The sequence below is a fragment of the Pedobacter sp. A2324 genome (genome assembly GCF_059693705.1).
Genome location: NZ_JCASSK010000003.1, coordinates 316408 through 331953, shown reverse-complemented (window position 1 = coordinate 331953; position 15546 = coordinate 316408). Strand labels below are relative to the sequence as shown.

9 protein-coding genes are annotated in these 15546 nt (G+C 40.3%); 7 read left to right on the top strand and 2 right to left on the bottom strand.

All coding sequences use genetic code 11. The features are described 5' to 3' along the window. Positions 1–2: 2 nt before the first annotated feature. On the bottom strand, positions 3–3095 hold the full coding sequence (locus AC570I_RS10650) for a SusC/RagA family TonB-linked outer membrane protein (RefSeq protein WP_497405432.1): 3093 nt from the start codon (positions 3093–3095) through the stop codon (positions 3–5). Between the two features lie 196 nt (positions 3096–3291). Here AC570I_RS10650 and AC570I_RS10645 point away from each other — a divergent pair, with 196 nt between their 5' ends. Both AC570I_RS10645 and AC570I_RS10640 read left to right on the top strand, forming a co-directional pair. Beyond that, on the top strand, positions 3292–3477 hold the full coding sequence (locus tag AC570I_RS10645; protein WP_047798712.1) for a CsbD family protein: 186 nt from the start codon (positions 3292–3294) through the stop codon (positions 3475–3477). Positions 3478–3537: 60 nt separating this feature from the next. Then, positions 3538–4587: a glycoside hydrolase family 130 protein gene (locus AC570I_RS10640; protein ID WP_497405431.1), complete on the top strand. Its 1050-nt coding sequence runs from the start codon at positions 3538–3540 to the stop codon at positions 4585–4587. A gap of 151 nt (positions 4588–4738) precedes the next feature. Here the strand turns inward: AC570I_RS10640 and AC570I_RS10635 are convergent, their stop codons facing one another. Continuing rightward, the gene (locus AC570I_RS10635) at positions 4739–7672 is read right to left on the bottom strand and encodes a M16 family metallopeptidase (RefSeq protein ID WP_497405430.1); all 2934 of its coding nucleotides are present in this window, start codon (positions 7670–7672) and stop codon (positions 4739–4741) included. 439 nt (positions 7673–8111) lie between these two features. Between AC570I_RS10635 and surE the strand changes: the two genes are divergently transcribed. The 5 genes from surE to AC570I_RS10610 all read left to right on the top strand — a co-directional run bounded on the left by surE (position 8112) and on the right by AC570I_RS10610 (position 15434). Then, positions 8112–8954 (top strand): 5'/3'-nucleotidase SurE, encoded by an 843-nt coding sequence (surE, locus tag AC570I_RS10630; protein ID WP_047798709.1) that lies wholly within the window; start codon positions 8112–8114, stop codon positions 8952–8954. A 3-nt stretch (positions 8955–8957) separates the two neighbouring features. Continuing rightward, a complete protein-coding gene (locus AC570I_RS10625; RefSeq protein ID WP_497405429.1) occupies positions 8958–9230 on the top strand; it encodes a stationary phase survival protein SurE in 273 nt (90 codons plus the stop codon). A gap of 50 nt (positions 9231–9280) precedes the next feature. After that, positions 9281–10390, top strand: a complete 1110-nt coding sequence (gene lpxB, locus AC570I_RS10620) for a lipid-A-disaccharide synthase (protein WP_497405428.1) — start codon at positions 9281–9283, stop codon at positions 10388–10390. Positions 10391–10573: 183 nt separating this feature from the next. Next, positions 10574–13753, top strand: a complete 3180-nt coding sequence (locus AC570I_RS10615) for a SusC/RagA family TonB-linked outer membrane protein (RefSeq protein WP_497405427.1) — start codon at positions 10574–10576, stop codon at positions 13751–13753. Positions 13754–13763: 10 nt separating this feature from the next. Further along, on the top strand, positions 13764–15434 hold the full coding sequence (locus tag AC570I_RS10610) for a RagB/SusD family nutrient uptake outer membrane protein (protein WP_047798706.1): 1671 nt from the start codon (positions 13764–13766) through the stop codon (positions 15432–15434). The last annotated feature ends 112 nt before the right edge of the window (positions 15435–15546 follow it).

Genomic DNA, 15546 nt, shown 5'->3' with positions numbered 1-15546 from the left:
AATTATAATCCGATATTGATACCAAATGAAATTACACGAGGTTGTGGAGCAGAATAAAAGTCAACCCCTTGATTAATATTTGTGGATTGATAATCTGCATTAACTTCGGGATCCCAACCTTTGTAACCGGTAATAGTCGCCAGATTCTGAGCAGTTGCATATAATCTCAACTTACTTAATTTAAGTTTGCTTAAAACCGTTGTAGGAAAGGTATAACCCAATGTCACTGTTTTAAGTCTGAGATACGATCCATCCGATAGATACCTGGTAGAATTGCCTACTCCATTACCATAAAATAACCTTGGCTCAGGTATATCGGTTACATCACCAGGCTTATCCCAGTAATTCATTTGATCTGCAGTTTGGTTATCGTATCCGTTTGATCCATTTGCACTCATGTATTGCCCTCCCGCATTAAAAATTTTGTTTCCGGATTCACCTTGAAAAAATATGGCCAGGTCAAAGTTCTGATAGGAAAAGGTGTTGTTTAATCCGAATGTGTATTTCGGATTAGGGTTGCCGGCAAATATACGCTGTGCTTCGTTAATGTCATTTGTTGTACCTCTATTGATGATACCAGATTCATTGGTCGTATTCAGATAGTAAAGTGCATCGCCATTAGCGGGATTAACACCTGCATACTCTGGTAAATAGAAAACACCTATTGGTTGTCCGGCTATTGCTGCATTGATCTCGTTACTGTTTAATATCTGGCCACCCAAATTCGTAATTTTATTATTATTTATAGCGGCAGTAATACCAGTAGACCACTTGAAAGCGCCGATAAAGTTTTCGGTATTAATCCCTAACTCGAAACCAGTATTTTTCAATGTCCCTAAATTTTGAGTAATTGTAGAAAAACCTGTTGTTTCAGGAATGGGAACATCTAATAATAAATCAGTGGTATTCTTTTGATAGAAGTCAAAACTACCTGATATCCTGTTTTTCAGAATCCCGAAGTCTAACCCTAAGTCGAGCTGCTTTGTCTTTTCCCATGTCAAATCCGGATTTGCAATTCTCGACGGTATCTGTCCAGCAAGACCTCCATATGCACCTGTTCCACTGAATAATCCACGCGCGGAGTAATTTCCAATTTCAGCATTTCCTGTTAAACCATAACTTGCCCTGATTTTTAAAAGGCTAATGGCTTCCATGTTTTTAAGGAAACTTTCTTCAGATGCAATCCATGCTAACGATCCTGCTGGAAAATAACCATATCGGTTATTAGCTCCAAACCTTGATGAACCATCTGCCCTAACGCTAAAGCCAACTAAGTATCGATCGTTGTATTTGTAATTTGCCCTAACAAAATAGGAAAGAAAGCTAAATGCACTCTCATTGCTACTAGCCACAACTTTTGTGGCGGCTGATCCTAACTTAATATAGGCATCACTTGGAAAATCCTGACCTTCTATAGTACTGTATTTCGTAGTTGATTTTTGATAACTGGTTCCAAGTATCGCATCAAAACTGCTTTTGCCTTGAGTAACACTATAGCTAAAGAAATTGTTAGTATTTGCATTGATAACAAAAGTAGAGATGTTTTGTCCATCTCCGTTCGATGTTCCCGTATTTCTGAATGTCAAAGATCCGTAGTAACTCTCTTCATTTTGATTTAAGTTGTCAATAGAAAAATCAGTGCTGAATTTTAACCCCTTTGCAATGTTAATATTTGCAAATGCTTTACCAATCGTACGGTAAACCGTCGCCTTATATGCTGCGTTTTCAACTCCAACAAATGGATTATAATAAACAGGATAATTGGATGCTGCACCAGGTAAAGTTCCGCTAATTAGTCCTGATCTGGGATCGATAAATGGGGTAATAGGGGATAAAGCAACAGCTTGTAAAGGTGATGAAAACGCATTATCGTTCGAAAGTCTGTTATTAATACTATTTGAAAAATTAAGATTTACCCCTACTTCTAAAAAGTCTGTCACTTTGTTCGTCAGATTTAATCTTCCACTGTAACGTTTGTAGCTGTTTCCAACAATAATACCTTGTTGATCCAGTGCCTGGCCACCAATATAAAACTTGGTTTTTTCATTACCCCCTGTTAAATTTAAATCATATTGCTGGGTAACCGGATTGTTTTGGAAGGCTTCAGCTTCCCAGTTTGTATTCACTTTATAGGTTTGATAATCGTCATTTCCGGCCGAGTATCTGTTCATTCTGCTTTCAATCAGATCAGAATAATCACTGAGTGCATCTGCTAACGTAGCGTAATCACCATTAGCGAAGTCTTGTGTTGCTGCGCCAACACCAGCTCTTCTCATCAACTGGACATACTGTTCTGCATTTAAAAATTCTCTGTGATTTGATGGAGTACTAATTCCACCTAAAGCATTGAACTGAATAAGTGTTTTACCAATCTTACCCTGTTTTGTTGTAATAATCACAACACCATTTGATGCCCGGGCACCATATATAGCTGATGCAGATGCGTCTTTCAGTACTTCAATAGATTCAATGTCATTGGTGTTTAAATCTGCCAATGCACTGGTCGGTGCGCTCGTACTAGATAAATCTCCTGATGTAATCGGAATCCCATCCACAATGTAAAGGGGCTCACTTCCGGCTGTAACTGAAGCAGCACCCCTAACCCTCACAGTAATTCCCTGTCCCAGTTTACCGTTTTGTGCTGAAATCTGAACGCCTGCGGCCTTCCCTTGCAAAGCTTGTTCAAAACTCGTTACCGGTAGATTTTCCAGGTCTTTTGATTTTACAGAAGCTACAGAACCTGTAACATCTCTTTTTATTTGCGTACCATACCCCACCACTACAACATCCGATAATGTATTACTATCTTCCTGTAAATTAGCATTAACTGCCGTTCCGGTAATTGGCACTTCCAAAGTCTTATACCCGATAAAGCTAAAAACAAGTGTCTTTGCATCTTCCGACACATTCAGCTTGTAGCTACCCGTTGCATCTGTTTGAGTGCCATTTGCCGGCAGCCCTTTTACGTAAACGCTCACGCCGGGTACCGGACCCGAAGTGCCTGAAGTGACTTTCCCACTAATTACTTTGCTTTGTGCGAAAGCAAACGAAATAAGTGTGAAAGAAAAAATCATACATAGTAGTAGTTTTTTCATCAAATTATAGGTTTTAGTTAACAATAACGCCCTTGCTCGAATGACGTTTTTATAATTTAATCAAAAGAAAGGATGAAACATAAAAAACTTTGCATACGTGATGTTTTTTTGATTCAACGGCGAAAAAATAAAACAAAAAACAATGATTTATGTTAAATAATCATATTAATTACGTACAAATCTTAATAATCAGGTCATGGACAAATTAGAAATAAAAGGAAAGTGGAACGAGTTAAAAGGAAAGGTTAAACAAGCTTACGCTGATTTAACAGACGACGATTTAAAACACGAAGAAGGGCAGGATGATGAGTTGTTGGGAAGACTTCAACAGAAAACAGGAAAAGGCAGAGATGAACTGGTGAAATGGATCAACTCCTTATAGTGAAAACATATTCGGTAACAGACAATCAAATTGATTGTCTGTTTTTTTATAAACAGTACTATGAAAGACTTAGCTCATCGGTTCGAAGAAAATCCAATACTAAAGCCAACGGATTTAACGCCAAGTCATCCGGGTCTTGAAATTTCTTGCCTTTTAAATCCGGGTGTATTCCGCTTTAACGAAAAAACATGGATGCTGATAAGAGTCGCTGAACGACCAATACAGCAAGAGGGTATCATTTCTTTTCCGGTATTGGATGGAGAAGGAATACAGATCCTTGCGATCGCCGAAAATGATCCCGAGCTAACAGCAACCGACCCACGTATATTAAATTATAAAGGGAAAGATTACCTTACAACATTGTCTCATCTCCGCCTGGTATGCAGCGAGGATGGTGTAAGTTTTTACCAGCCTGAAGGCTATCCAATGCTGATGGGTGAAGGGCCAAATGAAACTTTTGGAATAGAGGATTGTCGGGTGGCACAAATTGATGATACCTACTATCTTACCTTTACGGCTGTTTCTGCACACGGGGTTGGGGTAGGAATGAGAACCACCAAAGACTGGAAAACTTTTGTGAAACATGGAATGATTATCCCTCCTCATAATAAAGATTGTGCAATTTTCGAAGAAACCATCAACAATATATATTACGCTCTTCATCGGCCGAGTAGCGTCGCCCTCGGTGGAAACTACATTTGGCTGTCAGAGTCACCCGATGGCGTACATTGGGGAAATCATAAATTGGTTTTAAAAACCAGAAAAGGTAAATGGGACGGCGAAAGGGTAGGGGCAGGAGCAGCTCCGATTAAAACCGATCAGGGCTGGCTCGAAATTTACCATGGCGCTAACGAAAACCACCAATATGGGCTCGGCGCAATTTTATTAGATCTTCACAACCCGGCTCAGGTAATTGCACAAACTGACGACCCGATCATGATCCCAACCGAAGACTATGAAATAAACGGTTTTTTCGGAGAAGTGGTATTCACCAATGGTCACATCGTAGATGGAGATCAGTTAACAATCTACTACGGAGCCGCTGACGAATTTGTGTGTGGCGCAACGTTCTCAATCAGCGAAATTATATCAGCCCTCGTCTGGCTGTAAATTTATCTTCCAGCCTTACCCCATAACAATACCTTCCTCAGGTGTCCTGAGGTTTCTAGGGTGGTAAAATAAAATTAGCTTTCTGCGCTGGTCAAAAAAAAACGGTCCCCTTTTCCGGGAACCGCTTTCAGCTTTTTGCTTTAACCGTTAATTAGTAACCAAAAATCTCAGTTAAACTCAATTTTTTAACCGGACCGAATTTTGCTAAATCATCCATACTGATTTTCTTCTCGGAAGCAACAATACAATAGTTGTATGGCTTTTTAGAAAGATTCGTATCGTGGAATGACTTCACATCAGCGAAAGTTAATGGTTTCAGATTTGCATACTCATCAGCTCTCGAATCGTGGTCAAATCCTAATTTCTTGTCAGCTAAATAACTGTATATAATTCCGTCTTTAGTAATGCGGCTCGTTTCAATGCCATTAAGTGAATTACCTTTAGAAAGGGCAAACGACTTGTCCGATTCAGGTAATACATTCAATAACTCATTCATACCAGCTACCGCCTCATTCATTTTGTCGGCTTGAGTACCAACGTAGGCAACAACAGTGTTCTCTTTTTCCTTACTGTTTGGAGAAGAATAAACGGCGAAAGTGGAATAAGCCAACGCCTTCGATTCACGGATAGTCTGGAATACTATAGAACCCATACCACCACCAAAATAATTATTGAACAAAGCAATCTTGGCAGCATTTGCCGGATCATACAATCCTCCGTTACGTACCCAGCGAATCTCTGCCTGAACCATATCATAGTCTGCAAAGTAAACTTTGTTTGAATCAGTTTTCGTGTAAACAAACTTCTTCATTGGAGCAGCATCCGTAAATTCTTTTCCAAGTGGATGTGCTTTAACAATATCAGCCGAAAAAGCAGCCAGCGTCTTCGGACCAAAATAAGTAATGGTGTGTTTGTAGTTCGTTAAATTGTGTAAAAGATAAATCAGATCAGATGATTTCATGTTTTTGATCTCATCATTGGTAACTCCATAATTGAATGGATTATCTTTTCCATATTGTGCATAACTCATTAAGCCGCCCAAGATCGAAGATTTATTCAGCTTAGCGTTTTCCCGTGTCTTTAATAAACGGCCTTTTAAATCTTCCAAAGCCTTTTCATTCGGTTTACAATTGGCCAATACATCTTCCAATAAAGCAACTGCCTTATCAAAATTCTCCTGCAAACCACTCAATGAAACCGTAGTTAAATCCGTTCCTACATTAATATTATAGCTACAAGCAAGGTTATAAAATGCTTTGCTAATGTCTTCCGCCGAATATTTATCCGTACTCAAGAAAGATAAATACTGCGCTGCATAGGGTAAAAGCTTATAATTATATGATCCCATGTCAAATCGATAGCCCATACGGAAAATAGCATTCTCTGTATTTTGAACCGCAATTACATCTGCAATTGCTGCCTTCCCAAACTGAAGATCTTTAGTATAATCTAAAAACTTAGGCGCAATTGGCGCTACCTTGGCATCAATAATGGTTTTGGTAAAAGGAGAAACCTCGTTGGCATTTGTTTTCACCGCAGTGATGGTCGGTTTTTCTACTTTTAAAATGCTTTTATCTTCACCCTTGTGTTTAAGTAGTACAACGTAATCATCAACAAAGAATTTGTTGGCGAAATCAACGATTTCTTTTTTAGTTACTTTCGCCATGTTATCGGTAGAGGATAACATTTTATCCCATTCCGTACCACGGTTTTGAATAAAAGCATTCATTGTTGCATCAGCACGAACATCATTATTATCGTAAGCCTGCAGTTCTGCAAGTTTAATATTTGCGACAGTAGCTTTGATCAGGCTCTCATCAAACTCACCCTTTTTAAGCAAATCAACTTGCTCCAGCATAATCTTTTGTGCCTCTTCCAGACTTTGTCCGGCTTTAGGCGAACCCGATAGGATAAAAACGCCATAATCCTTCATCTGGTTGTAACCCGCACTTGCCCTTAACATCTTTTGTTGCTTGTTAATGTTGATGTCCATTAAACCTGCTTTGCCATTCGCCAGAATACTTCCGATTAAATCCAGTAATAAACTCTGGTGGGTATTCTGTGCAAAACCCCGGTATGCTACATACAAGTTTTCAGCACTTGGTCCGTAAATATCAACTTTCTGGATTTGAGTTAGCGGCTTTTCCGGAGCCGGATTGTAAAGGGCTAATGGCTTCGAAACCATGTATGCAAAATCCTTATCAATCTTTTTAATCAAGGCATCATAATTAATATCACCCGACATGATCAGGGCCATATTATTTGGCACATAATATTTGTTATAATATTTTCTGATTTCAACTAATGATGGATTTTTTAAATGTTCAATGGTACCAATGGTGGTTTGTTGTCCGTAGTTGTGTGTTGGAAATAATGCATACAACATTTTTTCATACATTTTGCGGCCATCGTTATCCATACCGATGTTTTTTTCTTCATATACAGCCTCCAACTCCGTGTGGAAAATACGGAATACAGGTGCGCGGAAACGCTCTGCCTGAACAGCCAGGAACTTGTCGATAGCATTTGATGGAAGATCTTCCTCGTAAACCGTTTCCTCAACCGAAGTGTGGGCATTGGTAGATCCGCTACCAATTGCTTTCATCATTTTATCGTACTCATTCGCGATAGAAAAGTTTGAAGCTTCACCCGAGGTTTTATCTATCTGCGCATAAATTTCTTTACGTTTCGCCGGATCGGTTGTTTTGTTATAAGTTTCATAAAGGGCTTCAATCATATCCAGAAGAGGTTTCTCCTTTGCATAATTTAAAGTTCCGAATTTATCCGTCCCTTTAAATAAAAGGTGTTCTAAATAATGGGCCAAACCGGTGTTCGTTCTTGGGTCAGTATTACTTCCTGCCCTTACAGCCATTTTGTAGGTAATATTTGGCTCCTTGTTATTTTGTGATAGAATAACAGTTAATCCGTTTTTCAGCGTGTAAAAGCGTGTTTTGGTAGGGTCATTAGTTACATATTTATATGTGTAACCCCCTGATGTTCCCGTTTTCCACTGATAGGTACTTTGTGCCTGCGCTAAAGACCCGGTAATGAGAAAACAAGCCAATGTAAATAGTTTGATTTTCATTGAAATGATTTTGGTTTATGGTAATGAGTTAGAATTCAGATAAGCGGCCTCATCCGTGCCGTTTTCCTGTAAATAAGTTAATTATCCAAATATATAGCCTTTAACTTATCTAATGAAATGCTTTTGAGAATATCAAACAGTTTACATAAAAATAGCCCCCTTGCATAGCACAGTTTGATGGCCTTCTTAGCTACCCCTTAGCCATGGTTCCCTGCCCTCAACAACACTGCTAGTACACAGTAAGTCCGCACTCGTGTAAAAAAATGACTCATTTAAAAGCTTGCAGAATAACATTACATCAGGTCGGTCACCTGAATCGGGGATTGGAATAAAATAAGCTTTGGTAATTTTCTAATTTACATCATTTTGGTTAAACCTGAAAATTATCCTGAAACTTTCCTCAGGTACTATTAGTAAAATAATCTGTATTTTTACCAGCATGACAAAGCAGAATACAAAACCCAATATCCTGGTTGTAAATGATGATGGTATAACCGCTACAGGCATTAAAAACCTGATGGAGGTGATGCAGGAAATAGGAAATGTGGTAGTAGTAGCGCCAGATAGTCCACAAAGCGGAATGGGACACGCCATCACAATAGGGAAACCTATCCGCTTCGATAAAGTCGATTTATATGATGGCGTGGAAATGTATAAATGCAGCGGAACGCCTGTAGACTGTGTAAAACTCGGTGTAAATAAGATATTTAAAGGTAAAAAGCCCGATTTGTGTGTATCTGGAATTAACCATGGCTTAAACAATTCCATTAACGTATTATACTCAGGCACCATGTCCGCTGCGGTGGAAGGTGCCATTGAGAAAATTCCTTCAATAGGCTTTTCTATGGATGACTTTGCCGCAGATGCGGATTTCAGCCATACCAAAAAATACATCAAAAGTATTTGCGAACAGGTGCTGGCCAACGGACTACCTGAAGGGACATTGCTTAACGTTAATTTTCCCAAAGGTGATAAATTGAAGGGCATTAAAATCTGCCGCCAGGCCAACGCCAAATGGATGGAAGAATTCGAAGAACGTACCGATCCTTATAAACGGCCTTATTATTGGTTAACCGGAGTATTCGAAAACTTTGATAACGGACAGGATACAGATGTCTGGGCACTCGAAAATAACTATGTTTCCATTGTGCCTGTTCAATTCGACCTCACAGCGCATCATGCCATTCAAACCCTAAATAGCTGGGATTTTGGTATCGATCATTCGGTGAAGAAAACTGCTGCAAACAAAATTGCAGCACCAGATGGATTAAACCTCGGTTAACACATGAATGATAGAATAAGAAAACTGGATAATTCAGTTTGGTGGGGATTAGGAATTGGGTTAATTGTTCCTTTAATATTATGCTCCCTGGCCTACTACGTTATTCATCACGTGGGTGCCTTACGTAAAGCGGATTTGTTGTACATAGGTGGAATTGCGCCAAATGCTTACACCATGCAATATTTTTTTGGATACAATAAGGAAAACATCGGTAGGGGGATTCTCGCTGCAACCTTTCTGTGTGCTTTTATATTTTTTGCTTATAAAGTTTTCTAAAATCCCCGAACCAATAGCTACATTCTCATATCTCACATCATAATCCTAACATGAAATACTACCTGATAGCTGGTGAAGCATCTGGCGATTTACACGGCGCCAACTTAATGAAGGCCCTGAAGGAAGAGGATGATCAGCCTGTATTTCGATATTTCGGAGGGGATAAAATGAAAGTTGAAGGCGGCGAGCTGGTGAAGCATTATGAAGATATGGCCTTTATGGGCTTTACAGAAGTCGTACTCAACTTAAGAGCAATCTTTAAAAATCTTAAAACAGCTAAGGATGATATTCTTTCCTGGAGACCCGATGTTTTAATATTAATCGATTTCCCCGGCTTCAACTTAAAAATTGCCGAATTTGCAAAGGCAAACGGTATAAAGGTCTGTTATTACATCTCACCTAAGGTTTGGGCCTGGAACCAGAAAAGAGTGCTGAAAATAAAGCGTGTAGTCGACCACATGTTTTGTATTCTACCCTTTGAAGTAGATTTTTATAAAGAATGGGGAATGCATGTCGATTATGTGGGTAATCCATTACTTGATGAAATTGCCCAGTTTACTCCTGATCCGCAATTTCGTGAAAACCATCAGCTCGGTAATCAGAAAATCATTGCCCTGCTTCCTGGAAGCAGAAAGCAGGAAATTGAAAGGCTGCTCCCTGTCATGTTAAGCGTCACAGAGCAGTTTCCCGAATATACTTTCGCGATTGCGGCTGCACCTACATTTACCGAAACCTACTATCAGCAATATATTGGCAATAAAAACGTAAAACTGTTGTTCAGCAGCACCTATGATTTGTTGCACGTCGCACATGCCGCCATAGTTGCTTCCGGAACCGCTACCCTGGAAACCGCACTGTTCGAAGTTCCCCAGGTGGTGGTATATAAAGGTGGCACTATTTCCATCGCAATCGCCAGATTACTGGTAAAAATCAGATTCATTTCACTCGTCAATCTCATCGTCGATAAAAAGATTGTAACTGAACTTATTCAGGAAGATTGTAATACGCAGAAAGTATCTCAGGAACTCAACCTGATCACAAAAGGTAATGGCAGAACTCAAATGCTTGCCGAATATAAAACACTCCTCAAACGCATGGGAAATCCAGGTGCCTCTGAAAAAACTGCACGCTTGATTTTTAAATATACCCAGTCAAAATAGTTTTGTAATTGCGTAACATTTTAGGTACGATTTGATTTTTTCTAAAACAATAATGCCTTAAAGGCGTTACTAAATCGTTTTGCGGAAATCCAGGTCGTATTAAATTAATCATTTACGCTCCATTAATTATTGCATCATTGGCCGCAAAATGTAACTAATTATAAACTAAACGAGTGAGTGCCAATGAAAAACATTCTACCCAGGTTGTCAGGTATCCTATGCCTGATCCTAATTTCAAGCCCCCAGTTGTTTGCAAAATTAAAGAGCAATAAAAACAATTACAGCCTCTATTATTTTCAGCAAGACACAACTAAACGAGACACAACAAAAAAAACACCTGTTGCCAAACCTGCCGATTCTGTCAAAGTACCGATTAACCCTTTAGGTGGCGCGAGCCCGGCAACTTCCCCAACACCAGCTCCGGCTCCTACGCCAGCAACGGCAAGCCCGGCCGCGCCTGCAGCAGCAGCCGGACAGAAAACAATAACCGGTACGGTAGTCGATGAACAGAAACTCGGCCTTCCCGGTGTTGGCATTAAAATCCAGGGTAAAACCGGTGGTACAGTAACGCAGGAAAACGGTAAGTTTAGCATTGCGGTTTCAGCACCTACAGATGTTTTGGTGTTCAGTTACATCGGTTATCAGTCTAAATCAATGCCAGCTGGAAATGGTGCAACACCATTAACAGTTAGTCTGGTACCTTCCGGTGCTCAGAACCTTAACGATGTAGTGGTAGTGGGTTACGGTACCCTCAAAACGAAGGAGGTGACGTCATCCGTTGCCCACGTAGATACGGCCCAGTTCCGACAAAGTGGTGCACGAAATCCCCTCGATCTGATTCAGGGAAAGGTTGCCGGACTTAACTTAACCCGAACGAGTGGTTCCAATCCAAATTCTGGTGTCAACGTTCAATTAAGGGGAGCAGTAACCGTAACCGGAAGCTCAAGCCCTTTATTTGTGATAGATGGTATTCCAGGTGGTAACCCTGATCTTCTGCAACAGGATGACATTCTTTCTGTCGATGTACTGAAAGACGGTTCAGGTGCTGCCATCTATGGTACAAGTGCTAATGCTGGGGTTATTTTAATTACAACTAAAAAAGGCAAACCAGGCGCACCTCAGTTCAACTATTCAACATATTTTAGAAAGGAATATATCCAGAACAGACTGGATTTCTTAACAGCTGATGAATTCAGACAAAAGATCGCAGCTAAGCTTATCGATGCCCCGGATTACGGAGGAAACGAAGATTTATACGGTAGCCTGATTAATAAAGACAATCTGTCTCAAAATCACAACTTATCCCTTTCAGGAGGATCAAACAATACAAACTACAGAGCAAGTTTGAACTACCGTGATCTACAGGGTATTGGTCTGGAAAACGGCCGCAAAGAATATACTGCAAGGTTAAATGTAAATCAGAAAGGATTTAATGATAAGCTGAATGTACAGATGAACCTGGCTTCTAACTTCAACAATGCCAACACACTTGGTGGTAGCGGATGGGAAGAAGAATTGGTAAAAAATCCTACCAAAAGGATATATAACCCTAATGGTAGTTTCTATTTCGATAACCAAAGCACAAATCAATATGCACGCCTTCAGCAGGAAAGAAGTAAAAGACAACAGCAAACCAGTTCCGCAGATATCAAGGCAGATATAGACCTTTTTAAAGGACTTAAAGGATCTGTGTTTGGATCGGTACAGAGAGATAGCTATACTGATGGTGCCTGGGCATCTATTTTTTCTGAACGATCAGTAGAAGATTCCGATTATCCTGGTGGCGGTTACGCCAGCAAAGGCAATTTCCTTTCTCAGGCATTTGCATTCGAGCCAACCTTGCAATACAACACGGTAATTAAAGAAAAACACTCACTGGCTGCAGTAGCCGGATATAGTTATCGTTATAACGTAGAAGAAGGCCAGTCTGCGAGTAACCGTGGTTTTATCAATGATCAGTTTCATGAAGATAATTTAACCACAGGTGTTGCTTTAACAGATGGCAGGGCAACAGCCACAAGTTTCAAAAATGATAACACCTTGATCGCTTTCTTTGGAAGAATTAATTATGCATTCGATAACAAATATCTGCTTCAGTTAATCTTAAGACGGGAAGGATCCTCACGCTTCGGTGTGAATAATAAATGGGGAAACTTTCCGGCGGTTTCCGCAGGTTGGAACATCTCTGATGAGAATTTCATGAAAAATGTAAAATGGGTGAATTACCTTAAACTTCGCGCAGGTTATGGGGTAACAGGTAATTCCGGCTTCTCTAATAATGCGTCAAGAGTGGTATTGGGAGGCGGCGGCAGGTACATTTACCCTGACGGTGCGTACAGAGAAACCTATGGACCAACTACCAACGTTAACCCAGATCTGAAATGGGAAAGCAAACGCGAGTTAAATATCGGAGCAGACTTCACTTTGTTTAATAGCAAGTTAAAAGGAGCGCTGGATGTTTTTGATCGTACGACTAAAGACCTGCTGGATCTTTATACTACACCGCAGCCCCCTTACGTTCTTGCCAATATTTATGCCAATGTAGGTACCATTTCATCAAAGGGTATCGAGCTGGCGCTAAGTTACGAAGCCATCAAAACTAAAGACCTAACCTTTAGCATGGACTTTACCGGTAGTACATTAAGCAATAAACTGGTGAGCTATTCAAATGATATTTTCGATGTGAAATACAAAACTTTTGGTGGAATTGGCGGTTCAGGCGATCTTGGTGATGCTATCACAACCTACGAAGGTTCACCACTTGGCGAATTCTGGGGTAAACGTTTCGCAGGTTTTGATGCCGAAGGGAAATGGCTGTTTTTTAACAGGAACGGAGAAGCTGTTCGTAACGACAAAATCAACAATTCAAAAGATCCGAACGTGACCGATTTAGCCAGAATTGGCAATGCTATCCCAAAATATTACGCATCTTTTACTGCTAATCTTTCTTATAAAAACTGGGACTTCAGAATGTTTATTAGAGGTAAGTTCGATTATGATATTTTGAACACTACTGAACTCTCTTATGGAAATCCTTCCATCAAGGGAAGCAACTACTTGCGGACAGCCTTCGAAAAGAATAGTCAGATCAATGATACTTACATGTATTCTGACTACTATCTTGAAGATGGAACAAATCTGAAGATTGATGAAATTACCATCGGCTATAACTTCAAATTAAAAAACAAGCTGATCAGAAACCTAAGGGTATATGCTACTGGTCAGAATTTAATCACACTTACAGGTTATACCGGTAATGATCCTGATTTCGTACTGGATTCTGGCTTAGGCCCGGGTGTGGATAACAGAAATGCTTACCCAAGTACCAGATCCTTCCTGTTCGGTTTAAATCTTGGCTTCTAAACTTATTATCATGAAAAGTAATTTAAAATATATCGCATTAATCATGTTTTCAGTACTCAGCTTCGCGTGTACGAAACTGGATGAAAACGCCTACGATCAGATTCCAGCTGACGTATTCTATACCAATAAAAACGAAGTGCTTTCTGCTGTGTTACGCCCATATACGCACGCCAACGCATGGGTGGCTCCGGCAGGACAAAACGGATGGTGGCGCATGGCCGAACTATCTGCAGATCAGCTGGCCTGGCCAACAAAGGGGCCTCACGGAGAAGATGGCGGTCAGTGGAAAAGATTGCACTATCATACCTGGACAGTCGACGAATCTGGTTATAACAACGCCTGGAACCTCATGTATTGGGGAATGGGGCTCTGCAACAGCCCGATACAGAATCTGGAAAGCAGAAGTATTGCTGATATGGGAATCACACAAGCTGAAAAAGATGCATACATCGCCGAACTTAAACTGCTACGGGCATTCCACTATCTTAAATTGATGGATTTGTTTGGTAACATTCCAATAAGCCTTACCGTACCAACCGGAAGCGTGCCAACTAGTGAATATCCTGCAACCTCAACCAGAAAACAGGTGTTTGATTTTATTGAAAAAGAAATCAAAGAAAATATTGAAAAAACACCTAAACTCTCCAGAGCAATGCTGGGAAGGATGAGCCAGGCTGGTGGTTACGCCATGTTGGTCGAACTCTACTTAAATGCTGAAGTATGGACAGGTACACCAAGATGGGACGATTGTATAGCCGCTGCCGATATGTTGATTAAAAATCAAGGGGGTGGACAAAATGGGGCAATGGCTTTAGATCCTAATATTCTGGATCAGTTCAAAAATACCAACGACTTATCAAAAGAAGTTATTTTTTCCATTGCATACGATTACAAAAGAGCAAACTTTGAACCAGGCTTTGCAGCCGATTTCTTTCACTTCGCTCAAAGAGATATCTATGGTGGCGGAAGAAATGGTAACGATGGCGTTGTGGTAATTCCAGGCGTTTATGATACTTATGATAATGACGACTTGAGGAAAAAAGAATGGTTGTTAATCGGTCCACAGTATAAATTTTCAAACCCTAAAGTTCCGGTAGAAGGTACAGTAGAATATGCTGGTAAGCCACTTGTGTTTGTAGATAACATTCGCAAAAACGTAACCGGTTCAACAACCAGTAACATGAGTGAGGGAGAAGAAAACAGTGGGGTGAGGTTCAATAAATACCGACTGGGTAATTCCATTGCCGGCTTTATTGTAAACGGTACCGACACAACTGCTGTACAGCCAGATCCAAATTATAATAACACAGACTGGAATATATATCGCCTGACATGGATTTACTTCGCTAAAGCTGAAGCCATCATGCGTAAAAACGGTGGTGCAGCTACGGCAGAAGCAGTAACACTAGTCAATACCTGCAAGCAACGTGCTTATACTGCTGCCACATGGCCAAGCCATGCTTATACCACTGCTACGTTAACTTTAGATAGCTTATTGGCAGAGCGCGGAAGAGAATTCATCTTTGAGGGGTTCCGCAGAGATGACTTAATCAGGTTCGGTAAATTTGCAACAGGAACATGGTGGGATCACACACCTTCTACCGCAACCCGGACACTGTTTCCCATCCCTCAGCAACAACGTGATTTAAACTCAAAACTCACCCAAAATCCAGGATATTAATCTTCACAAAAGGGCGCCGCAAGGCGCCCTTTTGTATTTAAAACTGAATTGAAATCATTCAAGTATAAACGTTTCTAAAACGATTAATATAAAAAATGTTAAATTGCGTTTT